We start from the raw sequence: 25800 nt of genomic DNA, 5'->3' as shown, positions 1-25800 counted from the left end.
CCGGGCGGCACGGGCCGCGGCCTCGCGGTGCGAGCCACGGAGCACCTGAGTGACGCGCTGTACGGCCTCGGCTGGGGCACCGTCAAGAGACTCCCCGAGCCCGTCGCCGTCCGGCTCGGGCGGACCATCGCGGACACCGCCTGGCAGCGCCGCGGCAAGGGCGTGCGGCAACTGGAGCGCAACCTCGCCCGTGTGGTGCCAGGCGCCGGCCCGGAGCGGCTCAGCGCCCTCTCCAAGGCGGGCATGCGGTCCTACATGCGCTACTGGATGGAGTCCTTCCGGCTCCCCGCCTGGAGCGAGGAGCGGATCCGCAGTGGCTTCGACCCGAAGGACGTGCACCACCTGACGGACGGCCTCGCCTCCGGCCGGGGCGTCATCCTGGCGCTGCCCCACCTCGGCAACTGGGACCTGGCGGGCGCCTGGGTCACCACCGCGCTCCGGACGCCGTTCACCACCGTCATGGAACGCCTCAAGCCGGAGTCCCTCTACGACCGGTTCGTCGCCTACCGGGCCGGTCTCGGCATGGAGGTGCTACCGCACACCGGAGGCTCGGCCTTCGGCACCCTGGCACGGCGGCTGCGCGCCGGCGGCCTGGTCTGCCTGGTCGCCGACCGCGACCTGTCCGCCTCGGGAACCGAGGTGACGTTCTTCGGGGAGCGCACCCGGATGCCCGGGGGCCCCGCGATGCTCGCCCAGCAGACCGGCGCCCTGCTGCTGCCGGTCACCCTCTGGTACGACGGGTCACCGGTGATGCGGGGCCGGGTGCATCCGGCCATCGACGTCCCCGAGGCAGGCAACCGCCGCGAAAAGGCGTCTGTGATGACACAGGCCCTCGCCGACGTGTTCGCCGCGGGCATCGCCGAACACCCGGAGGACTGGCACATGCTGCAACGGCTCTGGCTCGCCGACCTCGACCCCGCCCGGCAGAGCGCCGGGGCCGACCGGGAGACGCCGTGAGGATCGGCATCGTCTGCCCGTACTCCTGGGACGTGCCCGGCGGCGTCCAGTTCCACATCCGCGATCTCGCCCAGCACCTGATCGGCCGCGGCCACGAGGTCTCCGTGCTGGCCCCCGCGGACGACGACACGCCCCTGCCGCCGTACGTGGTCTCCGCGGGCCGGGCCGTCCCCGTGCCCTACAACGGATCGGTCGCGCGGCTCAACTTCGGCATCCTGTCGGCGGCCCGGGTCCGCCGCTGGCTGCACGACGGCTCCTTCGACGTCATCCACATCCACGAGCCCAGTTCGCCGTCGCTGGGGCTGCTCACCTGCTGGGCCGCCCAGGGGCCCATGGTGGCCACCTTCCACACGTCCAATCCGCGCTCCAAGGCGATGATCGCCGCGTACGCGCTCCTCCAGCACGCCCTGGAGAAGATCAGCGCGCGCATCGCGGTCAGCGAGTACGCCCGGCGCACGCTCGTCGAGCACCTGGGCGGCGACGCCGTCGTCATCCCCAACGGTGTCGACGTCGACTTCTTCGCCAAGGCCGAGCCCCGGGCGGCCTGGCAGTCGGAGCTCACCCGGGGGACCGCCGCGGACGGCGGGCGGGCCGAGGGCGGCACGATCGGCTTCATAGGGCGCATCGACGAGCCACGCAAGGGCCTGCCCGTGCTGATGAGGGCGCTGCCGAAGATCCTCGCGGAGCGCCCCGGTGCCCGGCTCCTGGTCGCCGGGCGCGGCGACAGCAAGGAGGCCCTGGAGAGCCTCCCGGAGCACCTGCACGCGCGCGTGGAGTTCCTCGGCATGGTCAGTGACGAGGACAAGGCCCGCCTGCTGCGCAGCGTCGACCTCTACGTGGCGCCCAACACGGGCGGCGAGAGCTTCGGGATCATCCTCGTGGAGGCGATGTCCGCCGGGGCGCCGGTGCTCGCCTCCGACCTGGACGCCTTCGCCCAGGTCCTGGACCACGGCGCGGCCGGCGAGCTGTTCGCCAACGAGGACGCCGACGCGCTGGCCGCCGCCGCGGTACGGCTGCTCGGCGACGACGCGCGCCGCACCGAGCTGCGCCGCCGCGGCAGCGCCCATGTACGGCGCTTCGACTGGTCGACGGTCGGCGCGGACATCCTGGCCGTCTACGAGACCGTCACCGACGGCGCGGCCTCCGTGGCCGCCGACGAGCGCACCACGGGCCTACGGGCCCGCCTCGGGCTGGCCCGCGACTGAGCACCAGGACGCGCCTGCACGGGAGGCGGCATCGCCGGGGCATCGGGGGCGGGGTCGTCCGGGGCGGCCCTGGAAGGGGCCGGGGCCCTGCGGGGCCCTGCGTGCTCGGCCGCCACGGGCCGTGGCGGGGAATCGAGCCGGCATGGAGCAGGACGGGCCCTGAGAAGGGCGCGGGGAACTGCGGCGCGGGGAACTGCGCGCACGGCTCCCACGGCTCCCACGGCTTGCACGGGCCGGCCGCCGGAAACGCGCCCGCAAGGGACAGGGCGAGCGGCGCCCGGGGGCCGGGGGCATCGGGGCCCTGCCCCCGACCGACGGTGGACGCGGGCGGCCGCACCGCACACGGGTAGCCTTGCCGCCCGTGACCACACTGATCTGGATCGTCGTCGTCCTGATCGCGATCGCCCTCTACCTGAGCTGGACCGCGGGACGGCTGGACCGGCTGCACGCCCGCATCGACGCCACCCGAGCCGCGCTCGACGCCCAATTGGTGCGGCGCGCCTCGGTCGCCCAGGAACTGGCGACCTCCGGTGTCCTCGATCCGGCCGCGTCCATCGTGCTCTACGAGGCCGCGCACGCCTCCCGGCAGGCCGAGGAGGAGCAGCGGGAGGTCGCCGAGAGCGAGCTGAGCCAGGCGCTGCGAGCGGTCTTCTCGGAGGCCCAGCAGGTGGAGGCGGTCCGTGAGGCGCCCGGCGGCGAGGCGGCCATCCAGGAGCTCTCCCAGGCCGTACGGCGGGTGCCCATGGCACGCCGCTTCCACAACGACGCCGTCGGCGCCGCCCGTGCGCTGCGCAGGCACCGCAAGGTGAGGTGGTTCCGGCTCGCCGGCCATGCGCCCTTCCCGATGGCCTTCGAGATGGACGACCGGCCGCCCGCGGCCCTGGCGGACCGGCTCGCCGCGTAGACGGGGTTCCGACCTCCGCGGACCCGACCGTCCCGGCCGCGCTCCGGCGCTCTTCGAGGAGCCCGCGACCGGCCCCCACCCGCCGGTGGGCGGGCAGATCGCGGCAAGGCGCCTGTGGGCGGGCAGATCGCGGCAAGGCGCCTGTGGGCGGGCAGATCGCGGCAAGGCGCCTGTGGGCGGGCAGATCGCGGCAAGGCGCCTGTGGGCGAGCAGATCACCGCAAGGCGCCGGTGGGGAGGCAGATCACCGCAAGGGCTCGGCCTGGTGGGCCGCCGCAGGCGCATCGTGGGTGCCCGCACAGCTCCCGCGCCCCTGTCGGGGCGCGAAGTGCCGAGCCGCGCTCCGAGCGCGTGCCGAGCCGCGCTCCGAGCGCGTGCCGAGCCACCGCTCGGCACGAGCCGAGCCCTGCTCAGGGGCGCCTCCGGCCGTGCGGCGAAGGCCCCGTACGGGCCCGCACGCGCGCGTGTCGGCACAAAACGATCCACTGGCGCATCATTGGCCCTTGTAGTGGCCCCTTTGCGCGCCGCACCCTCATGTCGCAGCAATCGCCTTCACCCAAGTGAGGTCATACGTGTCCAGCACGCTTCCCAGCACCACCCAGAACGACGGGGCCCCCGCGACCGGCACCGCGCGCGTCAAGCGCGGCATGGCCGAGCAGCTCAAGGGCGGCGTGATCATGGATGTCGTCACGCCGGACCAGGCGAAGATCGCCGAGGACGCGGGCGCCGTCGCAGTGATGGCCCTGGAGCGGGTACCGGCCGACATCCGCAAGCACGGCGGGGTGGCCCGGATGTCCGACCCGGACATGATCGAGGGCATCATCAACGCCGTCTCCATCCCCGTGATGGCCAAGTCCCGGATCGGGCACTTCGTGGAGGCCCAGGTCCTGCAGTCCCTGGGAGTCGACTACATCGACGAGTCCGAGGTGCTCACCCCGGCCGACGAGGTCAACCACTCCGACAAGTGGGCGTTCACCACCCCCTTCGTCTGCGGTGCCACCAACCTCGGCGAGGCACTGCGCCGGATCGCCGAGGGCGCGGCCATGATCCGCTCCAAGGGCGAGGCCGGCACCGGCAACGTCGTCGAGGCCGTCCGCCACCTGCGGCAGATCAAGAACGAGATCGGCAGGCTGCGCGCCCTCGACGACCACGAGCTGTACGCCGCGGCCAAGGAGCTGCGCGCCCCTCACGAGCTCGTCAAGGAGGTCGCCGCCCTGGGCAAGCTGCCCGTGGTGCTGTTCTCGGCCGGCGGCGTGGCCACCCCGGCGGACGCCGCACTGATGCGCCAGCTCGGCGCCGAGGGCGTCTTCGTGGGCTCGGGGATCTTCAAGTCCGGCGACCCGGCCAAGCGCGCCGCCGCCATCGTGAAGGCCACCACCTTCTACGACGACCCCAAGATCATCGCCGATGCCTCCCGCAACCTGGGCGAGGCCATGGTCGGCATCAACCTGGACACCCTCCCGGAGGCGGAGCGCTACGCCGACCGCGGCTGGTGAGCGGCTCCGCCGTGCAAGCAGGAACCACCCGAGCAACGAGGCACAGGTCACCCCACCGATGAACACCGCCCCTGTCATAGGCGTCCTGGCCCTCCAGGGCGACGTACGGGAGCACGTGTCCGCCCTGACCACGGCCGGCGCCGTGGCCAGGGCGGTGCGGCGCCCCGAGGAACTCGCCGCCGTCGACGGACTCGTCGTGCCCGGCGGAGAGTCCACCACCATCTCCAAGCTGGCCGTGCTGTTCGGCCTGATGGAGCCACTGCGCACGCGCGTGCGTGCCGGGCTCCCCGTCTACGGCACCTGCGCGGGCATGATCATGCTCGCCGACAAGATCCTGGACCCGCGCTCCGGGCAGGAGACCTTCGGCGGCATCGACATGATCGTGCGCCGCAACGCCTTCGGCCGGCAGAACGAGTCCTTCGAGGCCGCGGTCGAGGTCAGCGGTGTCGACGGCGGCCCGGTGGAGGGCGTCTTCATCCGCGCCCCCTGGGTGGAGTCCGTCGGCGCGGCGGCCGAGGTGCTGGCCCGGCACGACGGGCACATCGTCGCTGTGCGCCAGGGCAGCGCGCTCGCCACCTCGTTCCATCCCGAACTCACCGGCGACCACCGGATGCACGCGTTCTTCGTGGACATGGTGCGCGGCCAGGGGAGCCCCCGGTCCTTGTAGGATCTCTGGAGTTCGTTCAGAGATGGGTTACGCGAAGGAGACAGGCAGATGTCCGGCCACTCTAAATGGGCCACGACGAAGCACAAGAAGGCCGTGATCGACGCCAAGCGCGGCAAGCTCTTCGCGAAGCTCATCAAGAACATCGAGGTCGCGGCGCGCATGGGAGGTGCCGACCCGGACGGCAACCCCACGCTGTTCGACGCCATCCAGAAGGCCAAGAAGCAGTCGGTACCGAACAAGAACATCGACTCTGCGGTCAAGCGCGGTGCGGGCCTTGAGGCCGGCGGCGCGGACTACGAGACGATCATGTACGAGGGGTACGGACCCAACGGCGTCGCGGTGCTCATCGAGTGCCTCACCGACAACCGCAATCGCGCGGCCTCGGACGTGCGCGTCGCGATGACGCGCAACGGCGGCTCGATGGCGGACCCGGGCTCCGTCTCCTACCTCTTCAACCGCAAGGGCGTCGTGATCGTCCCCAAGGGTGACCTCTCCGAGGACGACGTGCTCGGCGCGGTGCTCGATGCGGGCGCCGAGGAGGTCAACGACCTGGGCGAGTCCTTCGAGGTGCTCAGCGAGGCCTCCGATCTGGTCGCCGTGCGCAGCGCCCTCCAGGAGGCCGGCATCGACTACGACTCCGCCGAGGCCAACTTCGTCCCCACCATGCAGGTCGAGCTGGACGAGGAGGGCGCGAAGAAGATCTTCAAGCTGATCGACGCCCTGGAGGACAGCGACGACGTGCAGAACGTCTTCGCCAACTTCGACGTCTCGGACGAGATCATGGAGAAGGTCGGCGCCTGACCGCCGCCCCGGCGAGGGCCGCGCACGCCACGGGCCGGCGGGACACCCCGCCGGCCCGTTGTACTGGGCGCCCGACGGCGGTGCCGGGCGCCCACCGGCCGACGTCGGACGCTCTGTCAGTGGGAACCGATAGCGTGCTCTGGACGATTCCGGCAGGCCGTGCAGCGCGGCGAGGGGAGGGCAGATGCGGGTGCTGGGCGTGGACCCGGGCCTGACGCGGTGCGGCGTCGGCGTGGTCGAAGGCGTCGCGGGACGCAGGCTCACCATGGTCGGCGTCGGCGTGGTGCGCACGCCCGCGGACGCGGAGATAGGGCACCGCCTGGTCGCCATCGAGCAGGGCATCGAGCAGTGGCTGGACGAGCACCGGCCGGAGTTCGTCGCCGTGGAGCGCGTCTTCAGCCAGCACAATGTGCGCACGGTCATGGGCACCGCCCAGGCCAGTGCCGTCGCTGTCCTGTGTGCCGCGCGCCGTGGGCTCCCGGTGGCCCTGCACACCCCCAGCGAGGTCAAGGCCGCCGTCACCGGCAGCGGGCGCGCCGACAAGGCCCAGGTCACCGCCATGGTGACCCGCCTGCTGCGGCTGGCCGCGCCCCCCAAGCCGGCCGACGCGGCCGACGCCCTCGCGCTCGCCATCTGCCACATCTGGCGCGCCCCCGCGATGCATCGGCTCCAGCAGGCCCACGCGCACGCCCGTGCGGGCGCCGGCGCCGCCCGCCGGCCCACCGCGCCCGCCACCCCGGCCGCGCCCGGGACGCCCCACCCACCCACGGGCCGGCAGCCCGCCCCGGCAGGGGAGCCGCCCGCGCGGGCGGCCCGCACCTCACGAAAGGCCCCCCGTTGATCGCCTTCGTCAGCGGCCCCGTCGCCGCGCTCGCCCCGGACGCCGCGGTGGTGGAGGTCGGCGGCGTCGGCATCGCCGTCCAGTGCACCCCGGACACCCTCTCCGCACTCCGTGTCGGCTCCCACGCCAAGCTGGCCACCTCGCTCGTGGTCCGCGAGGACTCCCTGACGCTCTACGGCTTCGCCGACGACGACGAGCGGCAGGTCTTCGAACTGCTGCAGACCGCCAGCGGCGTGGGGCCGCGCCTGGCACAGGCCATGCTCGCCGTGCACCGCCCCGACGCTCTCCGCAGGGCCGTCGCGAGTGGCGACGAGAAGGCCCTGACCGCCGTCCCCGGCATCGGCAAGAAGGGCGCCCAGAAGCTCCTGCTGGAGCTGAAGGACCGGCTGGGCGAGCCCGCCGGCTCCGCCGTGGGCGTCGGCACCCCGGCCGGCACCGGCTGGCGCGAACAGGTGCACGCCGCACTCCTCGGCCTCGGCTACGCCACCCGCGAGGCGGACGAGGCCGTCGCCGCCGTCACCCCCCAGGCCGAGGCCGCCGGAGCCGCCCCCCAGGTGGGCCCGCTGCTGAAGGCCGCCCTCCGGACCCTGAACCGCACCCGATGACCCGGCGAAGCCGCGCAACCACACCGGACGCGCACCGGGGCGCCGGAGGCCGCCGCGGTACCGGTCCGCTGAGCGGCGCCCGAGCCCCGGAAAGGGCCCGGAGAACCGCGCGACCTGCCACGAGGAGACCGTCAGGTCGGCACCGCCAAGATGTGCACCGGCACACGCCGTGGCTGCACTGGCACACGCCGTGTCCACGCCGGCAGACTCCGGAACCGCACCGGCACACGCCAGGTCAGCGCCGGCACACTCCCGAGCCACACCGATGCAGTGCCCACCCGCACCGGCGCGCTCTCCGGCCGCTCCGCAGCAGTCCGGAGCCGAGCCGGAGCGGCCAGGATCCGAGCCTGAGCGGTCCGGATCCGCTCAGCAGCAGTCCCGAACCTCTCCGCAGCAGTCCCGATCGGCGCCCGACCAGTCCCGGTCCGGGCCCGAGCAGTCCCGAAGCGTTCCCCGGCAGTCCGCACCGGAGCAGTCCCGAAGCGTTCCCCGGCAGTCCGCGCCGGTGCAGTCCGGAAAGGCACCGGCGCATGCCGGGTCCGCCCCCGGGGCAGACGCCCCCGCACGCGCCGGCGCCCGGTCGCCGGCGTCCAGCCGCACGCCCAGGGCGCGTGCCCGGCCCCCGGCCGGCCGCGCCCGCCGACCCGTACGACACCGCGAGGCTCACCGCATGAACTGGGACGACGACACGACCAGCGGCCCGCCCACCGCGCCCGGCACCCCTGCCGCCCCCGGCGCGGGGGACCGGCTCGTCGGCGCGTTCGCCGACCGCGAGGACCAGGCCGTCGAGGCGGCGCTGCGCCCCAAGGACCTCGACGAGTTCATCGGCCAGGAGAAGGTCCGCGAACAGCTCGACCTGGTGCTGCGTGCCGCTCGCGCGCGCGGTGCCACCGCCGACCACGTCCTCCTCTCCGGCGCCCCCGGCCTCGGCAAGACCACCCTCTCCATGATCATCGCCGCCGAGATGGCCGCCCCGATCCGGATCACCAGCGGACCCGCCATCCAGCACGCCGGCGACCTCGCCGCGATCCTCTCCTCGCTCCAGGAGGGCGAGGTGCTCTTCCTGGACGAGATCCACCGGATGTCGCGGCCCGCCGAGGAAATGCTCTACATGGCCATGGAGGACTTCCGCGTCGACGTGATCGTCGGCAAGGGGCCGGGCGCCACCGCGATCCCGCTCGACCTGCCGCCGTTCACCCTGGTCGGTGCCACCACCCGGGCGGGCCTGCTGCCGCCCCCGCTGCGCGACCGCTTCGGCTTCACGGCGCACATGGAGTTCTACGAGCCCACCGAGCTGGAGCGGGTCATCCACCGCTCCGCACACCTGCTCGACGTGCACATCGAGGCGGAGGGCGCCGCCGAGATCGCCGGCCGGTCCCGCGGCACGCCCCGGATCGCCAACCGCCTGCTGCGCCGGGTGCGCGACTACGCCCAGGTCAAGGCCGACGGGGTGATCACCCGTGAGGTGGCCGCCGCCGCCCTCGCCGTGTACGAGGTCGACGCGCGCGGCCTCGACCGGCTGGACCGCGCGGTACTGGAGGCCCTGCTCAAGCTCTTCGGCGGCGGCCCCGTGGGATTGTCCACACTCTCGGTGGCCGTGGGGGAGGAGCGTGAGACGGTGGAGGAGGTGGCCGAGCCGTTCCTGGTGCGGGAGGGCCTGCTCGCCCGTACGCCCCGCGGCCGGATCGCCACCCCGGCGGCCTGGGCGCACCTGGGCCTGACACCGCCCCCGGCACCCGGCGGCGGCCCGGGCGGAAGTGGGCAACAACACTTGTTCGGGGCATGACGGCGCGGGTGGTCGCCAGGCCAGGAACTGCGGTGCCATGCTGAGCGTTGTTCCATCCGTGCGGACTCGCCTAGACTCCGCCGATGCCGCCCTTGTGGCCGGCATCGACCACCCCCGACCCTGGCCGCCCAGTCCTGTGCGGCCGTATGAAGGAAGTTCCGACCCGTGAGTCTCGTGACCCTCCTCCCGTTCATCGTGCTCATCGGGGCCATGTTCCTGATGACCAGGTCCGCCAAGCGCAAGCAGGCGCAGGCGGCGCAGATGCGGGACCACATGCAGCCCGGTTCCGGCGTCCGCACGATCGGCGGCATGTACGCCACCGTCAAGGAGGTCCACGAGGAGACGGTCCTCCTGGAAGTCGACGCCGGCACCCACGCGATCTTCGCGAAGAACGCCATCGGCGCCGTCCTCGACGACGAGGAGTACAACCGCATCGTGCACGGCGCCGGGGACGCCATCGACCTGGACACCCCGATCGTGCCGGACGACGCGTCCTCCCTCACCGAGACCGAAGACACCGACGAGCCCGCCGACACTTCTGACGGCTCGCCCGTCGACCTCGGCAAGCGGGATGTGGCCGACGAGAAGCCGGCAGAGCCCGCCAAGTCCGCCGAGGCCGACAAGGACGACGCCCGCGCGGCCGACGAGAAGCCCGCGGCCACCGAGGCCAAGGACGCGACCGAGGTCGACGCCGCCCCGGCAGCCGACGACGCGGAGCCGAAGAAGACCGAGGGCGAGTCCGAGGCGAAGTAGCCACGGCCGGGGACCGCGGAGAACCCGCTCGCACACCGCCGTCCCAGGCCCGTGCGGGCTTCGCGCGGTATCTCGACACCATGTCATGGCCGCCCGTGCGCTCCCCGCGCCGGGCGGTCGGAGAGGGAGAACGAGAAGGTGGCAGCACCCACAAGGGGCCGGCGGACGAGCGCCCCGGGTAAACCAGGCCGTGCCCTGGTCCTCATCCTGATCGCGCTCGTCGCGCTCACCGGGGGGATGTTCCTGTCCGGGAACACCACACCGCGCCTGGGTATCGACCTCGCCGGGGGCACGAGCATCACGCTCCAGGCGAAGAACACCCCGGGCCAGAAGAACGCGGTCAACAAGACCAACATGAACACGGCCGTCAGCATCATCGAGCGCCGTGTCAACGGCCTCGGCGTCAGCGAGGCCGAGGTGCAGACGCAGGGCAATGACAACATCATCGTCAACATCCCCCGCGGCACGAACTCCAAGCAGGCCCGTGAGCAGGTGGGCACCACCGCTCAGCTCTTCTTCCGCCCGGTGCTGACCCTGGCCAGCGGAGCGCCCGCGCCCAAGCAGTCCGCCAGCCCGTCGACGGGTGCCAGCAAGAGCCCCGGCGCCGGTAGCAGCGCGTCCTCCGGCAAGGCCAAGGGCGGCAGCGGCCAGCAGGCGACCTCCTCCGGCAGCGCCACCCCGAGCAACTCCGCGTCCCCGCAGGGCAGGGCCCTCTCCCAGGCTCTCAAGGCCGACCCCACGCCGTCGTCCTCGTCGTCCTCCTCGGACAAGGCCTCCTCCGGCAGTGGCACGGCCAGCGCGCCGCCGCCCAGCCCGTCCGACAGCGGTGCGGCCGGTGACGCAGCAACCGCCGCGCTGCAGTCCAAGTTCGACAAGCTGGACTGCACCGACGCCGCCGTGCGCGCCAAGACCAGCGAGGCCGCAGCCAAGCCGGACGACCCCACGGTCGCCTGCGGCAAGGACTCCCAGGGCCAGTGGCAGAAGTACATCCTCGGCCCCGCCGCGGTCGCCGGCACCGATGTGAGCAAGGCCCAGGCGGTCTACGACACCCAGGGTGCAGCGGGCTGGCAGGTCACGATGCAGTTCACCGGCAAGGGCACCAAGAAGTTCGCCGACATCACCGGTGAGCTGGCCAAGAAGCAGTCGCCGCAGAACCAGTTCGCCATCGTCCTGGACGGCGAGGTCGTCTCCGACCCCTATGTCCGTGAGGCGCTGACCGGCGGCAACGCCGAGATCTCCGGCAACTTCAACCAGCAGTCCGCCCAGGACCTGGCCAACATGCTCTCCTACGGTGCGCTGCCGCTCTCCTTCGAGGAGCAGAGCGTCACCACCGTCTCCCCGGCCCTCGGCGGCGAGCAGCTGCACGCCGGCCTGATCGCCGGTGCCATCGGCCTCGCCCTGGTCGTGCTCTACCTGGTCTTCTACTACCGCGGCCTGTCGACGATCGCCATCGCCTCGCTGCTGGTCTCCGCCGCCCTGACGTACACGATCATGGCGCTGCTCGGCCCGACCATCGGCTTCGCGCTGAACCTCCCCGCGGTCTGCGGTGCGATCGTGGCGATCGGCATCACGGCCGACTCTTTCATCGTGTTCTTCGAACGCATAAGGGACGGCATCCGCGAGGGCCGCTCGCTGCGCCCCGCCGTCGAGCGGGCCTGGCCGCGGGCCCGGCGCACCATCCTGGTGTCCGACTTCGTGTCGTTCCTCGCCGCGGCCGTGCTGTTCATCGTCACCGTCGGCAAGGTGCAGGGCTTCGCGTTCACCCTCGGCCTGACCACCATCCTCGACGTGGTCGTCGTCTTCCTGTTCACCAAGCCGCTGATGACCATCCTGGCCCGCAGGAAGTTCTTCGCGAGCGGTCATTCCTGGTCGGGCCTCGATCCCAAGCGGCTCGGCGTGAGACCACCCCTGCGCCGCTCCCGCCGCGTGAGCGCCCCCGTCGACCCGAAGGAGGCGTGAGATGTCCAAACTCGGCACCCTCGGCGCCCGGCTGCACCGCGGCGAGATCGGCTACGACTTCATCGCCAAGCGGAAGATCTGGTACAGCATCTCCATCCTGATCACCATCACGGCCTTCGTCGGCCTGGTGGTGCGCGGGCTCAACATGAGCATCGACTTCCAGGGTGGCGCCGTCTTCACCACCCCGAAGACCAGCGTGTCGGTGACCAGTGCGGAGCACTCTGCGGAGCGGGCCTCCGGCAAGGACGCGGTCGTCCAGAAGCTCGGCACCGGCGGCCTGCGCATCCAGGTCAGCGGCATCGACACCGCCAAGTCCGACCAGATCAAGGACAGGCTGGCCACGGACCTCGACGTCAAGTCGGACGACATCAACGCCGACCTGGTCGGCCCGAGCTGGGGCGAGACCATCGCCAACAAGGCCTGGACCGGCCTCGGCGTCTTCATGGTGCTCGTCGTGGTCTACCTGGCGATCGCGTTCGAGTGGCGGATGGCGCTGGCCGCCCTGGTCGCCCTCATCCATGACATCACCATCACGGTCGGTGTCTACGCCCTCGTGGGCTTCGAGGTCTCGCCCGGTACGGTCATCGGCCTGCTGACCATCCTCGGTTACTCGCTGTACGACACGGTGGTCGTCTTCGACAGCCTCAAGGAGAGCTCGAAGGACATCCTCAAGCAGAACCGCTGGACCTACAGCGAGATCGCCAACCGGTCGATCAACAGCACTCTCGTGCGGTCCATCAACACCACCGTGGTCGCCCTGCTCCCGGTAGCCGGTCTGCTGTTCATCGGCGGTGGCCTGCTCGGCGCGGGCATGCTGAACGACATCTCCCTGTCGCTGTTCGTCGGTCTGGCCGCCGGCGCGTACTCGTCGATCTTCATCGCCACCCCGCTGGTCACCGATCTCAAGGAGCGGGAGCAGGCGATGAAGGCGCTGAAGAAGCGCGTGCTCGCCAAGCGGGCAGCGGCGGCCGCCAAGGGTGAGCCGCTCGCGCCCGCCGCCACCGAGCCCGAGGAGCCGCAGGACGAGGAGCCGGAGGACGCCACCCCGGCCGTCGTCGGGCAGCGCGTCCAGCCCACGTCCCGCAACCGCGGCCGCGGCCGTCCCTCCGGGAAGCGCCGATGACCGAGGTGGGGACCCGAACTCAGACGGGGGAGGCCGTGTCGACCGACGTCCGCGACCTGCTGCTCAGCCGCATCCGGGACGTCCCGGACTACCCGGAGCCCGGGGTGATGTTCAAGGACATCACCCCGCTGCTGGCCGACCCCGCGGCCTTCGCCGCGCTCACGGACGCGCTGGCGGAGTTCACCGTCCGCCACGGAGCCACCAAGGTGGTCGGTCTGGAAGCGCGCGGCTTCATCCTGGGCGCGCCGGTCGCCGTCCGGGCGGGACTCGGCTTCGTCCCCGTCCGGAAGGCCGGAAAGCTGCCCGGCGCCACCCTCGGTCAGTCGTACGACCTCGAGTACGGCTCCGCCGAGATCGAGGTGCACGCCGAGGACCTGTCCGGGGGCGACCGGGTGATGATCATCGACGATGTGCTGGCCACCGGAGGCACCGCCGAGGCATCGGTGCGGCTCATCCGCCGGGCCGGCGCGGAGGTCGCGGGCATCGCCATCCTCATGGAGCTCGGATTCCTCGGCGGCCGCACCCGTCTGGAGCCCTCGCTCGAAGGCGCCCCCCTGGAAGCGCTCATCACACTCTGATGGCGTAACGCACACCCTCGGGGGACGAGCCGCACCGGCACACGGGCGCCCGGCAGCGCCCCGCACCACCCCTTGGCGGGCCCGGAGGAATCCGGCGCCCGCCTCTGGTGTTTTTCAGCCAGAGGCCCGGCTCCATGGCCGAAGACGAGCCAAGGCCCCGAGGTGGCTACCATGGGCTATCCGGGGCCCGACCGGTGGACCCGGACCGCGCGCACGAGGAGCGCCCTTGCCAGACGAGGCCCAGCCACTTGCCGCCGCGCCCGATCAGCAGGCCGACCGGGCAGCCGCGCCCGCTTCCGGCCCGGCCCGCCGGGTGTCACACGCGCCCCACGGACCGCAGAGCACGGGCGAGCGGGCGGTGGATGAGCCGCGCCCCGGTCAGGCCGCCGAACGGCCGCAGCAGCCCGCCTCAGGGCCCGCGAGCGCCACTCCCGCCGCTCGCGCAGGCTCCGGCGCGGGTACCGGTCGCCCCGCGACCGCTCCGGCCCGTCCACCGGCCGCCACACCCGCCGTACGGCCCGCCACGGGCCAGCCCGCCCGCTCCGGCTCGTCCAACCGCGTGCGCGCCCGGCTCGCGCGCCTCGGCGTCCAGCGCTCCAACCCGTACAACCCCGTCCTGGAACCCCTGCTGCGGATAGTGCGCAGCAACGACCCCAAGATCGAGACGGCCACGCTCCGCCAGGTCGAGCGTGCCTACCAGGTCGCCGAGCGCTGGCACCGTGGCCAGAAGCGGAAGAGCGGCGACCCGTACATCACCCACCCGCTCGCCGTGACCACCATCCTCGCCGAGCTCGGCATGGACCCGGCCACCCTGATGGCCGGCCTGCTGCACGACACCGTCGAGGACACCGAGTACGGCCTCGACACGCTCCGGCGCGACTTCGGCGAGCAGGTCGCCCTGCTCGTGGACGGTGTCACCAAGCTGGACAAGGTCAAGTTCGGCGAGGCCGCCCAGGCCGAGACGGTACGCAAGATGGTCGTCGCGATGGCCAAGGACCCCCGCGTCCTGGTGATCAAGCTCGCGGACCGCCTGCACAACATGCGCACCATGCGCTATCTGAAGCGCGAGAAGCAGGAGAAGAAGGCCCGCGAGACGCTGGAGATCTACGCCCCGCTGGCCCACCGGCTGGGTATGAACACCATCAAATGGGAGCTGGAGGACCTGGCCTTCGCCATCCTCTACCCCAAGATGTACGACGAAATCGTCCGGCTGGTCGCCGAGCGTGCCCCGAAGCGGGACGAGTACCTGGCCATAGTGACCGACGAGGTACAGGCCGACCTGCGCGCCGCCCGCATCAAGGCCACCGTCACCGGCCGGCCCAAGCACTACTACAGCGTCTACCAGAAGATGATCGTCCGCGGCCGGGACTTCGCGGAGATCTACGACCTGGTGGGCATCCGCGTCCTGGTCGACACGGTCCGCGACTGCTACGCCGCGCTGGGCACCGTGCACGCCCGCTGGAACCCGGTCCCCGGCCGGTTCAAGGACTACATCGCGATGCCCAAGTTCAACATGTACCAGTCCCTGCACACCACGGTGATCGGCCCCAACGGCAAGCCCGTGGAGCTGCAGATCCGCACGTTCGACATGCACCGCAGGGCCGAGTACGGCATCGCCGCGCACTGGAAGTACAAGCAGGAGGCCGTGGCCGGCGCCTCCAAGGTGCGCACCGACGCGCCCAAGGGCTCGGGCCGGACCAGCAGGGGCGGCCGCGGTGGCCGTGACGCCGACGCGGTCAACGACATGGCGTGGCTGCGCCAGCTCCTCGACTGGCAGAAGGAGACCGAGGACCCCAGCGAGTTCCTGGAGTCCCTGCGCTTCGACCTCTCCCGCAACGAGGTCTTCGTCTTCACCCCCAAGGGCGATGTCATAGCGCTGCCCGCGGGCGCCACCCCCGTCGACTTCGCCTACGCGGTGCACACCGAGGTCGGCCACCGCACCATAGGCGCACGGGTCAACGGCCGGCTCGTGCCCCTGGAGTCCACGCTCGACAACGGCGACCTGGTGGAGGTCTTCACCTCCAAGGCCGCGGGCGCGGGCCCGTCCCGCGACTGGCTGAGCTTCGTCAAGTCACCGCGGGCCAGGAACAAGATCCGCGCCTGGTTCTCCAAGGAGCGCCGCGAGGAGGCCATAGAGCAGGGCAAGGACGCCATCGCGCGGGCGATGCGGAAGCAGAACCTCCCCATCCAGCGGATCCTCACCGGCGACTCGCTGGTCACCCTGGCACACGAGATGCGCTACCCGGACATCTCCGCGCTCTACGCGGCGATCGGCGAGGGCCATGTGGCGGCGCAGAACGTCGTCCACAAGCTCGTCCAGGCCGTCGGCGGAGAGGACGCCGCCAACGAGGACATCGCCGAGGGCGCGCCCCCGTCCCGCGGCCGGAGCCGCAAACGCCGCTCGAACGACCCCGGGGTCGTGGTCAAGGGCGTCGACGACGTCTGGGTCAAGCTGGCCCGCTGCTGTACGCCCGTCCCCGGCGATCCGATCATCGGCTTCGTCACCCGCGGCAACGGCGTCTCGGTGCACCGTGCGGACTGCGTGAACGTCGAGTCGCTCTCCCGGCAGCCGGAGCGGATCCTGGACGTGGAGTGGGCGCCCACGCAGTCGTCGGTGTTCCTGGTCGCCATCCAGGTGGAGGCCCTGGACCGGTCCCGGCTGCTCTCGGACGTCACCCGCGTGCTGTCCGACCAGCACGTGAACATCCTCTCCGCGGCCGTCCAGACCTCCCGCGACCGCGTCGCCACCTCCCGCTTCACCTTCGAGATGGGCGACCCCAAACACCTGGGCCACGTCCTGAAGGCCGTGCGTGGCGTGGAGGGCGTCTACGACGTCTACCGCGTCACGTCGGCCCGCCGCTCCTGAACCGCCCGGCAGGGGAAGCCTTTCCGCCCAGGGGCGGCCTCATACGGGCGCAGGGAACTGCGCGTGCAACCCGCCTCCGGACAGGTGGCCCGGACACAACGGGAATCGCCCCTTCGGGGCAGTGGCGACCTACCACCTTCGCCCGTGGCCTGTCGCGCAGTCCCCCGCGCCCCCTCTAAGTGCACATGGCCGGCGGGGCGAGAAGGGGGTGCCGGGCCCGAAGGCCCGGCGACGGCGGCGGGAACCCGCCCGGCGACAGCGCGGGTACCCGCCCTGCGACAGCGGCGGGAACCCGCCGAAGGGCGGACTCAGCCGCCGAACTCCTGCAACCCCTTGAGCGCCTGGTCCAGCAGAGCCTGGCGCCCCGCGAGCTCCTTCTCGAGCTTGTCCGCCTTGGCGGTGTTCCCGGCGGCCCTGGCCGCGTCGATCTGCCCGCGCAGCTTGTCCACCGCGGCCTGCAACTGACCGGTCAGCCCCTCGGCGCGGGCGCGCGCCTCAGGATTGGTGCGCCGCCACTCCGCCTCCTCGGACTCCTGCAGCGCCCGCTCCACCGCATGCATCCGGCCCTCCACCTTGGCCCGGGCATCGCGCGGCACATGCCCGATGGCCTCCCACCGCTCGTTGATCGAGCGGAAGGCAGCACGGGCCGCCTTCAGATCGGTGACCGGAACCAGGCGCTCGGCCTCCTCGGCAAGCTCCTCCTTGAGTTTGAGGTTCTCCGCCTGCTCGGCGTCACGCTCCGCGAAAACCGCACTGCGCGCCGCGAAGAACACGTCCTGCGCCCCGCGGAAGCGATTCCACAGGTCGTCCTCGTGCTCACGCTGCGCACGGCCCGCCGCCTTCCACTCCGCCATCAGCTCGCGGTAACGGGCGGCCGTGGCGCCCCAGTCGGTCGAGTCCGACAGCGACTCGGCCTCGGCCACCAGCCGCTCCTTGACCCTGCGGGCCTCCTCGCGCTGCGCGTCCAGCGAGGCGAAGTGCGCCTTGCGGCGCTTGGAGAACGCCGACCTGGCATGCGAGAAGCGGTGCCACAGCTCGTCGTCCGACTTGCGGTCCAGACGCGGCAGCCCCTTCCAGGTGTCCACCAGGGACCGCAGCCGCTCACCGGCGGCACGCCACTGCTCGCTCTGCGCCAGCTCCTCGGCCTCGGCGACCAGCGCCTCCTTGGCCTGCCGGGCCTCCTCCGACTGCCGGGCCCGCTGCGCCTTGCGCTCCTCACGGCGCGCCTCGACGGTCTCGCCCAGCGTGTTCAGCCGGGCCCGCAGGGCATCCAGATCGCCCACCGCATGGTGCGCGTCCACCTGCTCGCGAAGGTGATCGATGGCCGCCTGGGCGTCCTTGGCGGACAGGTCGGTCGTCTGCACCCGGCGTTCGAGGAGGCCGATCTCCACAGCCAGGCCCTCATACTTGCGCTCGAAATAGGCCAGCGCTTCCTCGGGGGAGCCCGCCTGCCAGGAACCGACGACCTGCTCGCCGTCGGCCGTACGCACGTACACGGTCCCCGCCTCGTCGACGCGGCCCCACGGGTCGCTGCTCACAGCGCCTCCTCCACATGATGCGCGCCAAGGCCCCGATGGCCCCCCGGCATCTTCCACAGTTTCGTCACGGCCAATCTAGGCGAACGGCACGGCGGCTGTCCGCATCCAGCGCGACCGAAATTTCGCAGTTGGCGCTCAGGATTTCCGTACGGTGGCCTTGTTGATGACCACCGTGGCATTCGGTGCGCCGTCGCCCTGCCCAGTGCTCTCACCGGCCTTGGCGATTTTCTTCAGCACCGTCATGCCGTCCTTGGAAAGCGTGCCGAACGGTGTGTAGTAGGGCGGCAACTGACTGTCCTGGTAGACGAGGAAGAACTGGCTGCCACCGGTGTTCTTGCCCTGCTTGGTCTGCGGGTTGTACTGATTGGCCATTGCGACGGTGCCGGCCGGGTAGACGTTCCCCTTCAGGCGTTTGTCCTTCAGGTTCTCGTCGGGAATCGTGTAGCCGGGACCGCCGGCGCCGGTGCCCTTCGGGTCGCCGCACTGGAGCACATAGATACCGGACGTGGTGAGCCGGTGACACTTCGTGTGGTCGAAGTACCCCTTGTTCGCGAGGAAGTCGAAGGAATTCACCGTGTGCGGCGCCTTCGCGGCCTCCATGCTGATCGGCATGTCACCGCAGGTGGTCTCGAGATTCAGCGTGTAGGTCGCCGACTTGTCGATGGTGAGGGCCGGCTCCTTCTTGAAGCTGAGGTTCTTCACCTTGCCCTTCGCGGGCTTCTCGCACGGGTCGGGCGCCTTGCTGGGACTGGGCGGCGTGCTCGGCTGGGCGGCCGCCGAGTCCTTCGAGCCGCTGTCGAACCCGTCGGTCGCCCAGGCGCCCGCTCCGATGGCCACGACCACCACGACACCCGCGGCGATCGCCGCGTTGCGCCTGCGTGCCTTGCGCCGGGCGGTCTCCCGCCGCTGCTGCTGCCGCAAGAACTTCTCCCGGGCGAGCTGCCGCCGCCGCTGATCGCTGCTGACCACCGGTGTCTCTCCTTGTGAGTCTCGAATAGCCGACCGTGTTCGTTCGTGTGCCCGTACCGTATATGGGTTCGCTGTGTGAACGGCAGCGCCGGTAGGCTCTGAGTCTGCCGCGGCTCCGGCCCCCGGGGCGCGCCGCGGCCTACGCACAGGACGAGAAGCGAAGGACGATCGTGCTCATTGCCGGGTTCCCCGCCGGGGCCTGGGGCACCAACTGCTACCTGGTCGCCCCCGCCGCGGGCGAGGAGTGCGTGATCATCGACCCCGGCCACGAGGCCGCACGGGGCGTCGAGGAGGCCCTGCGGAAACATCGGCTCAAGCCCGTCGCCGTCATCCTCACCCACGGCCACATCGACCACGTCGCCTCGGTCGTGCCGGTCTGCGGCGCCCATGGCGTGCCCGCCTGGATCCACCCCGAGGACCGCTACATGATGAGCGACCCGGAAAAGGGCCTCGGCCGTTCCGTCGGGATGCCGTTGATGGGCGAGCTGACCGTGGGCGAGCCGGACGACGTCCGCGAGCTGTCCGAGGGCACCCGCCTCGCCCTGGCCGGCGTCGAACTCACCGTCTCCCACGCCCCCGGCCATACCAAGGGGTCGGTGACCTTCCGGGTGCCCGAGGCCGCGGACATCCCGCAGGTGCTGTTCTCGGGCGACCTGTTGTTCGCCGGCTCCGTCGGACGCACCGACCTGCCCGGCGGCAGCCACGCCGAGCTCCTCGAGTCCCTGGCCCGTGTGTGCCTTCCGCTCGACGACTCGACCGTGGTGCTGTCGGGGCACGGTCCCCAGACGACCATCGGCCAGGAGCGCGCCACCAACCCGTATCTGCGGCAGGTGGCCGCCGGCCCGGGAGCGGCAGGGGATGCCGCCCCCCGACGAGGAATGTGACGACTCAATTCCGTGAGCACCTTCAAGGCCCCCAAGGGCACCTACGACCTGCTGCCGCCGGACTCGGCCGCCTATCTCGCCGTCCGTGAGGCCATCGCCGCGCCGCTGCGGAACTCCGGCTACGGCTACGTCGAGACGCCCGGCTTCGAGAACGTGGAGCTGTTCGCCCGCGGTGTCGGCGAGTCCACCGACATCGTCACCAAGGAGATGTACGCCTTCGAGACCAAGGGCGGCGACCGGCTCGCACTGCGCCCCGAAGGCACCGCCTCCGTACTCCGCGCGGCCCTGGAGGCCAACCTCCACAAGGCGGGCAACCTCCCGGTGAAGCTCTGGTACTCGGGCTCGTACTACCGCTACGAGCGCCCGCAGAAGGGCCGCTACCGCCACTTCTCGCAGGTGGGCGCCGAGGCCATCGGCGCCGAGGACCCCGCACTCGACGCCGAGCTGATCATCCTCGCCGACCAGGCCTACCGCAGCCTGGGCCTCAAGGACTTCCGTATCCTGCTGAACTCCCTCGGCGACCGCGAGTGCCGCCCGGCGTACCGCCCGGCCCTCCAGGACTTCCTGCGCGGCCTCGACCTGGACGAGGACACCAGGCGCCGGGTCGACATCAACCCCCTGCGCGTCCTCGACGACAAGCGCCCGCAGGTGCAGGAGCAGCTCGCCGGCGCGCCGCTGCTGCGTGACTACCTGTGCGACGCCTGCAAGGCCTACCACGAGCAGGTGCGCGAGCTGATCGCCGCGGCGGGCGTCCGCTACGAGGACGATCCCCGGCTGGTCCGCGGGCTCGACTACTACACCCGCACCACCTTCGAGTTCGTCCACGACGGCCTCGGCTCCCAGTCCGCGGTGGGCGGCGGCGGGCGCTACGACGGCCTCTCCGAGATGATCGGCGGCCCCTCGCTGCCGTCGGTCGGCTGGGCGCTCGGCGTCGACCGCACCGTGCTCGCGCTGCGCGCCGAGGGTGTCGAGCTCGACACCCCGGCCACCACCAGCGTCTTCGCGGTGCCGCTCGGCGAGGAGGCCAGGCGCGTGCTGTTCGCCAAGGTCACCGAGCTGCGCAGGGCCGGCATCGCGGCCGACTTCGCCTTCGGCGGCCGGGGGCTCAAGGGCGCGATGAAGGCGGCCAACCGGTCGGGCGCCCGGTATGTGCTCGTCGCGGGCGAGCGGGACCTCGCCGAGGGCGTGGTGCAGCTCAAGGAGATGGAGTCCGGCGACCAGCGCCCCGTCGCCCTGGAGGGGGTCGTGGCCGAGCTGACGGCGCTGTTCGGCTGAGGGCGGGGGCCTTGCCGGAGCGCACGGCCTGTCCCGGTGAGCGGGCCCCGGGGGAGCGGGCTCGGGGAAGGAATCCGGGGAAGCGGGACCGGGCGGGAGCGGCCGCCGGGTCGCACGGTCCGTCCCGGCGGCCCCGGCCGCACGGGCCGGGCGATGCCCGGCCCGGGGGCCGCAGCCGGGCGCCCGGCCCTACCCGCGGCCCGCCCCGGCCGAGAATGCCCTGTCACGGCTGAGTGGGCACGGTCGTGCACACGTACTTATCCACAAGCCACGGTGAGAGGTGCTCTCGTACGGCACAATGACTGCGGCCAGGTTCCCCACCTCCCTAGCGACGGAACGGCGTGATGAGCAAGACGACGACAGTCAGGGACGACACGTCCCCGGCCCGGGACCGCTCGGGGCCCGAGACCTCGCGCAGCCTCGGCGGTAGCCGGGCCTTCGCCCTGCTCCTGGTGATCACCGGCGCAGCCGGTCTGCTTGCGAGCTGGGTCATCACGCTCGACAAGTTCAAGATCCTGGAAGCCAAGGTCGCCGGCCACACCTTCACCCCGGCCTGCAGCCTCAATCCGGTGGTGTCCTGCGGCAGCGTGATGGAGAGCAAGCAGGCCGCCGCCTTCGGCTTTCCCAACCCGATGCTGGGCCTCGCGGCCTACGCCATCGTGATATGCGTGGGCATGAGCCTGCTGGCGGGCGCCCGCTTCCCCCGCTGGTACTGGCTCACCTTCAACGCCGGCACCCTCTTCGGCGTCGGGTTCTGCACCTGGCTCGAGTTCCAGTCCCTGTACCGGATCAACGCCCTGTGCCTGTGGTGCTCCCTCGCCTGGGTCGCCACGATCACCATGTTCTGGTACGTGACGTCCTTCAACGTCCGCAGCGGCTACCTCCCCGCGCCCCGCTGGCTGCGGAGCTTCTTCGGGGAGTTCACCTGGGTCGTGCCGGTGCTGCACATCGGCGTCATCGGCATGATGGTGCTGACCCGCTGGTGGGACTTCTGGACCGGCTGACGGCACCGCCCGCGACCGGGCGGGCATCCGGCAGGTCCGACGGCCGTCCGGCCCAGGCACCCGGCACGTCCGGCGGCCTCGCGGCCCGGGCGGCCGGCTCCGACCCCGGCCCGGCCGCCGGCCCGGCCGGGAATGTCGGTGCGGTGTCATAGGCTTCAGGGCGTGGAGCCCGATCTGTTCACCGCCGCCGCCGAGGACCGTCAGGAGAAGGACCCGGCAAGCAGCCCGCTGGCCGTCCGGATGCGCCCGCGCACCCTCGACGAAGTCGTCGGCCAGCAGCATCTGCTGAAGCCCGGCTCGCCCCTGCGCCGACTGGTCGGCGAGAGCGGCGGAGGGCCCGCAGGTCCCTCCTCGGTGATCCTCTGGGGCCCACCGGGCACGGGCAAGACCACCCTGGCCTACGTCGTCTCGCGCGCCACGAACAAGCGGTTCGTGGAGCTCTCCGCGATCACCGCGGGCGTCAAGGAAGTACGCGCCGTGATCGACGGCGCCCGCCGCGCGACCGGCGGCTTCGGCAAGGAGACCGTCCTCTTCCTGGACGAGATCCACCGCTTCAGCAAGGCCCAGCAGGACTCCCTGCTGCCCGCCGTCGAGAACCGCTGGGTCACCCTGATCGCGGCGACCACCGAGAACCCCTACTTCTCGGTGATCTCGCCCCTGCTCTCCCGCTCGCTGCTGCTCACCCTGGAGCCCCTCACCGACGACGACATCAGCGGTCTGCTGCGGCGCGCCCTCACCGAGGAGCGCGGGCTCGGCGGCGCGGTCGGCCTGCCCGACGACGCCGCGGCCCACCTGCTGCGCATCGCCGGCGGCGACGCCCGCCGCGGCCTCACCGCCCTGGAGGCGGGCGCCGGCGCCGCGCTCGCCAAGGGCGAGTCGGAGATCACGCTGCAGACCCTGGAGGAGTCGGTCAACCGCGCCGCGGTCACCTACGACCGGGACGGCGACCAGCACTACGACGTCGCCAGCGCCCTGATCAAGTCGATCCGAGGCTCCGACGTGGACGCGGCCCTGCACTACCTGGCGCGCATGATCGAGGCGGGGGAGGACCCGCGGTTCATCGCCCGGCGGCTGATGATCTCCGCCAGCGAGGACATCGGCCTCGCGGACCCCACCGCCCTGCCGACCGCCGTGGCGGCGGCCCAGGCCGTCGCCCTGATCGGTTTCCCCGAGGCCGCGCTCACGCTCAGCCACGCCACCATCGCCCTGGCACTCGCCCCGAAGTCCAACGCCGCCACCCTCGCCATCGGCGCCGCCATGGAGGACGTCCGCAAGGGCCTGGCGGGGCCGGTGCCGCCGCACCTGCGCGACGGGCACTACAAGGGCGCGGCCAAGCTCGGCCACGCGCAGGGGTACGTCTACCCGCACGACATACCCGGCGGCATCGCGGCCCAGCAGTACGCGCCGGACGCGATCAAGGACAAGCGCTACTACCAGCCCACGCGCTACGGGGCGGAGGCCCGGTACGCGGACGTCGTCGAGCGGGTGCGGGAGCGGCTCGCGGGCGAGCCGCAACAGAAGGAGGCCTGACCCACCGCCTCCGGCGCTCTGGACGTCCCGGTCGCCACCAAGGGGTGCGGGGGGACTGCGCGGGCAACCACCCACCGGCCGCCCCCCACTGCCGTGAGGACGTGGGAAGTGCCCTACCGGCGACGGGGAGAAACCGCCCCTCCGGAGCGGTGCGACGTGACGCCTTCGTCGTGGTCGGCCGCGCAGTTCCCCGCGCCCCCGGGCGGGTGCCGTGGTCAGTACCGGCCGGTAGGGTGCCGTCCCGGATCGCCGATTCGGATGCGCGGTGTCCCGGTCACGGGCATTCCCGGCGACCCGGTAGACTGCTACGAAGCGCTGCGTCCCGTGTCCGGCCCAGGTCGGCTCACCAGAGCGGGACAGTCAGCCGGAGCCCCGCCCCCGGGCGGGGAGCTCCAGGAGCGTCGCGCACCGGCGATCGGTGTCGCGGGCAGCCCACCACCCCCGAGCGGAGGTCGGTGGGCCACTCGCGTGCTGCACGTATGTGCCCAGACCAGGGAAGCGGCTGCCCGGCGGGAGCGGCGAATCGTCCGCCCCGCAGGGATTCCCGGGCTGCGGATGCGACCTCCCCTAACCCTGGTGAAGCCGATATCGCTGAAGACAAGAGAGGTTTGGTTCGTGGCGAACCAGTCCCGCCCCAAGGTCAAGAAGTCGCGTGCTCTCGGCATCGCGCTGACGCCGAAGGCCGTGAAGTACTTCGAGGCCCGTCCCTACCCGCCGGGTGAGCACGGCCGCGGCCGCAAGCAGAACTCGGACTACAAGGTCCGGCTGCTGGAGAAGCAGCGGCTGCGCGCGCAGTACGACGTCTCCGAGCGCCAGCTCGTCCGCGCCTACGAGCGCGCCAGCAAGGTCCAGGGCAAGACCGGCGAGGCCCTGATCATCGAGCTGGAGCGGCGCCTCGACGCGCTGGTGCTGCGCTCCGGTATCGCGCGGACCATCTACCAGGCCCGCCAGATGGTCGTGCACGGCCACATCGAGGTCAACGGCAAGAAGGTCGACAAGCCGTCCTACCGGGTCCGCCCGGACGACGTCGTCATGGTGCGCGAGCGCTCCCGCGAGAAGTCGCTCTTCCAGGTCGCCCGCGAGGGCGGGTTCGCGCCCGAGGGTGAGACCCCGCGCTACCTTCAGGTCAACCTGAAGGCGCTGGCGTTCCGCCTGGACCGCGACCCGAACCGCAAGGAGATCCCGGTCATCTGCGACGAGCAGCTCGTCGTCGAGTACTACGCCCGCTGACGCGGACGGATCCGCGCCCAGGCGCACCCGGCCCGCCGCCCTCCCGCCGTCCTCGACGACCGGAAGCGCGGCGGGCTCGCGCGTCCCCGGGCGTCCCGGGGCGGGGGCCCACGCCCCAGGCCCCCTGGCCGGCACGGTCCGGCGTCGTCCGGCACTGGTCCGGCGTCGTCCTGCACTGGTCCGGCGTCGTCCTGCACGGTCCGGCGTCGTCCGGCACTGGTCCGGCCCCCGCCGGAGGCACCGCGTGTGCCCCACTCCCCGTGCCCGGCACAATGCGGTAGGGAACGCCTCCCGCGGCGCGATAGGCTCGGGAGACGACCTGCGCGGGCGGGTCCCCCATGTTCAGCGCGATGTTCAGGGAGCGGTGCTGCGTGTCCGGTGGAGAGGTGGCCGGGATCCTGGTGGCCGTCTTCTGGGCGATTCTGGTCTCGTTCCTCGCCGTGGCGCTCGCGAGGCTGGCCCAGACGCTCAGGGCGACCACCAAGCTCGTCGCGGACGTGACCGAGCAGGCCGTGCCGCTGCTGGCCGAGGCCTCCGCCGCGGTGCGCTCCGCACAGACCCAGATCGACCGGGTGGACGCCATCGCGACCGACGTCCAGGAGGTCACTTCGAACGCCTCCGCGCTCTCCACGACCGTCGCCTCCACCTTCGGCGGCCCCCTGGTCAAGGTCGCCGCCTTCGGCTACGGAGTGCGCCGGGCACTCGGTCGCAGGAGCGCCGGGGAGCAGGCCCCGGCGGCCGAGAGGACCGCCCCGTCCCGGCGCACCGTGATCGTCGGCCGGACCCTGCCGTCCGCCCGGCGGGGAAAGCGGAAGAAGGGCTGACGCTGC

The 25800-nt window shown here is 72.0% G+C and carries 22 protein-coding genes; 20 read left to right on the top strand and 2 right to left on the bottom strand.

Going from position 1 to position 25800, the window contains the following annotated elements:
• Positions 1-27: 27 nt before the first annotated feature.
• From ACSMXW_RS03255 to ACSMXW_RS03190, 14 genes are all read left to right on the top strand, one after another.
• Positions 28-957 (top strand): phosphatidylinositol mannoside acyltransferase, encoded by a 930-nt coding sequence (locus tag ACSMXW_RS03255; protein WP_485807756.1) that lies wholly within the window; start codon positions 28-30, stop codon positions 955-957.
• On the top strand, positions 954-2162 hold the full coding sequence (locus ACSMXW_RS03250; protein WP_485803895.1) for a glycosyltransferase family 4 protein: 1209 nt from the start codon (positions 954-956) through the stop codon (positions 2160-2162). The genes ACSMXW_RS03255 and ACSMXW_RS03250 overlap by 4 nt, the downstream gene beginning before the upstream one ends.
• Positions 2163-2514: 352 nt before the next feature.
• A complete protein-coding gene (locus ACSMXW_RS03245) occupies positions 2515-3066 on the top strand; it encodes a LemA family protein (RefSeq protein WP_485803893.1) in 552 nt (183 codons plus the stop codon).
• Between the two features lie 571 nt (positions 3067-3637).
• Positions 3638-4561 carry a pyridoxal 5'-phosphate synthase lyase subunit PdxS gene (pdxS, locus tag ACSMXW_RS03240; RefSeq protein ID WP_485803892.1) on the top strand — a complete coding sequence of 308 codons (924 nt, stop codon included), beginning with the start codon at positions 3638-3640 and terminating at the stop codon, positions 4559-4561.
• A 58-nt stretch (positions 4562-4619) separates the two neighbouring features.
• Positions 4620-5228: a pyridoxal 5'-phosphate synthase glutaminase subunit PdxT gene (gene pdxT, locus ACSMXW_RS03235; protein WP_485803890.1), complete on the top strand. Its 609-nt coding sequence runs from the start codon at positions 4620-4622 to the stop codon at positions 5226-5228.
• 48 nt (positions 5229-5276) lie between these two features.
• Entirely contained in the window at positions 5277-6029 is a 753-nt protein-coding gene (locus ACSMXW_RS03230) for a YebC/PmpR family DNA-binding transcriptional regulator (RefSeq protein WP_485803888.1), read from the top strand.
• A gap of 184 nt (positions 6030-6213) precedes the next feature.
• Positions 6214-6870, top strand: coding sequence for a crossover junction endodeoxyribonuclease RuvC (ruvC, locus tag ACSMXW_RS03225; protein WP_485803887.1), 657 nt, complete (start codon positions 6214-6216; stop codon positions 6868-6870).
• Complete coding sequence (gene ruvA / locus ACSMXW_RS03220; RefSeq protein WP_485803885.1) at positions 6867-7475, top strand: Holliday junction branch migration protein RuvA; 609 nt, start codon at positions 6867-6869, stop codon at positions 7473-7475. Before ruvC ends, ruvA begins: the two co-directional genes overlap by 4 nt.
• A 670-nt stretch (positions 7476-8145) precedes the next feature.
• Positions 8146-9261 (top strand): Holliday junction branch migration DNA helicase RuvB, encoded by a 1116-nt coding sequence (gene ruvB / locus ACSMXW_RS03215; RefSeq protein WP_485803884.1) that lies wholly within the window; start codon positions 8146-8148, stop codon positions 9259-9261.
• Positions 9262-9426: 165 nt separating this feature from the next.
• Positions 9427-10014: a preprotein translocase subunit YajC gene (gene yajC, locus ACSMXW_RS03210; RefSeq protein WP_485803883.1), complete on the top strand. Its 588-nt coding sequence runs from the start codon at positions 9427-9429 to the stop codon at positions 10012-10014.
• Positions 10015-10152: 138 nt separating this feature from the next.
• Positions 10153-11973 carry a protein translocase subunit SecD gene (gene secD / locus ACSMXW_RS03205; protein WP_485803882.1) on the top strand — a complete coding sequence of 607 codons (1821 nt, stop codon included), beginning with the start codon at positions 10153-10155 and terminating at the stop codon, positions 11971-11973.
• 1 nt (position 11974) lies between these two features.
• Positions 11975-13096, top strand: coding sequence for a protein translocase subunit SecF (gene secF, locus ACSMXW_RS03200; protein WP_485803880.1), 1122 nt, complete (start codon positions 11975-11977; stop codon positions 13094-13096).
• 35 nt (positions 13097-13131) lie between these two features.
• On the top strand, positions 13132-13674 hold the full coding sequence (locus ACSMXW_RS03195; protein ID WP_485803878.1) for an adenine phosphoribosyltransferase: 543 nt from the start codon (positions 13132-13134) through the stop codon (positions 13672-13674).
• A gap of 226 nt (positions 13675-13900) precedes the next feature.
• Complete coding sequence (locus ACSMXW_RS03190) at positions 13901-16540, top strand: RelA/SpoT family protein (protein WP_485803877.1); 2640 nt, start codon at positions 13901-13903, stop codon at positions 16538-16540.
• A gap of 308 nt (positions 16541-16848) precedes the next feature.
• Here ACSMXW_RS03190 and ACSMXW_RS03185 read toward each other — a convergent pair whose 3' ends face one another.
• Both ACSMXW_RS03185 and ACSMXW_RS03180 read right to left on the bottom strand, forming a co-directional pair.
• Positions 16849-18078 (bottom strand): DUF349 domain-containing protein, encoded by a 1230-nt coding sequence (locus tag ACSMXW_RS03185; RefSeq protein ID WP_485803876.1) that lies wholly within the window; start codon positions 18076-18078, stop codon positions 16849-16851.
• Between the two features lie 135 nt (positions 18079-18213).
• Positions 18214-19047: a peptidylprolyl isomerase gene (locus tag ACSMXW_RS03180; protein WP_485803875.1), complete on the bottom strand. Its 834-nt coding sequence runs from the start codon at positions 19045-19047 to the stop codon at positions 18214-18216.
• Positions 19048-19217: 170 nt separating this feature from the next.
• Between ACSMXW_RS03180 and ACSMXW_RS03175 the strand changes: the two genes are divergently transcribed.
• The 6 genes from ACSMXW_RS03175 (at position 19218) to ACSMXW_RS03150 (ending at position 25794) form a co-directional block, all read left to right on the top strand.
• Positions 19218-19931: an MBL fold metallo-hydrolase gene (locus tag ACSMXW_RS03175; RefSeq protein WP_485803874.1), complete on the top strand. Its 714-nt coding sequence runs from the start codon at positions 19218-19220 to the stop codon at positions 19929-19931.
• Positions 19932-19943: 12 nt separating this feature from the next.
• Positions 19944-21206: a histidine--tRNA ligase gene (gene hisS / locus ACSMXW_RS03170; RefSeq protein ID WP_485803872.1), complete on the top strand. Its 1263-nt coding sequence runs from the start codon at positions 19944-19946 to the stop codon at positions 21204-21206.
• A gap of 344 nt (positions 21207-21550) precedes the next feature.
• Entirely contained in the window at positions 21551-22210 is a 660-nt protein-coding gene (locus ACSMXW_RS03165; RefSeq protein ID WP_485803870.1) for a vitamin K epoxide reductase family protein, read from the top strand.
• A 162-nt stretch (positions 22211-22372) separates the two neighbouring features.
• Positions 22373-23740 (top strand): replication-associated recombination protein A, encoded by a 1368-nt coding sequence (locus ACSMXW_RS03160; protein WP_485803868.1) that lies wholly within the window; start codon positions 22373-22375, stop codon positions 23738-23740.
• Between the two features lie 615 nt (positions 23741-24355).
• Entirely contained in the window at positions 24356-24970 is a 615-nt protein-coding gene (gene rpsD, locus ACSMXW_RS03155; protein ID WP_485803866.1) for a 30S ribosomal protein S4, read from the top strand.
• A gap of 371 nt (positions 24971-25341) precedes the next feature.
• Positions 25342-25794, top strand: a complete 453-nt coding sequence (locus tag ACSMXW_RS03150; RefSeq protein ID WP_485803864.1) for a DUF948 domain-containing protein — start codon at positions 25342-25344, stop codon at positions 25792-25794.
• The last annotated feature ends 6 nt before the right edge of the window (positions 25795-25800 follow it).

The sequence above is a fragment of the Streptomyces sp. DSM 116793 genome, assembly GCF_057320905.1.
The sequence above is the reverse complement of the archived record's forward strand: the minus strand, read 5'-3'. Positions and strand labels throughout refer to the sequence as shown.

Excerpts from the sequence above, each read along its gene's own strand:
- ruvB (WP_485803884.1), top strand. The coding sequence starts at position 8,146 with ATGAACTGGGACGACGACACGACCAGCGGCCCGCCCACCGCGCCCGGC.
- ruvC (WP_485803887.1), top strand. The coding sequence starts at position 6,214 with ATGCGGGTGCTGGGCGTGGACCCGGGCCTGACGCGGTGCGGCGTCGGC.
- ACSMXW_RS03165 (WP_485803870.1), top strand. The coding sequence starts at position 21,551 with ATGAGCAAGACGACGACAGTCAGGGACGACACGTCCCCGGCCCGGGAC.
- secF (WP_485803880.1), top strand. The coding sequence starts at position 11,975 with ATGTCCAAACTCGGCACCCTCGGCGCCCGGCTGCACCGCGGCGAGATC.
- ACSMXW_RS03230 (WP_485803888.1), top strand. The coding sequence starts at position 5,277 with ATGTCCGGCCACTCTAAATGGGCCACGACGAAGCACAAGAAGGCCGTG.
- pdxT (WP_485803890.1), top strand. The coding sequence starts at position 4,620 with ATGAACACCGCCCCTGTCATAGGCGTCCTGGCCCTCCAGGGCGACGTA.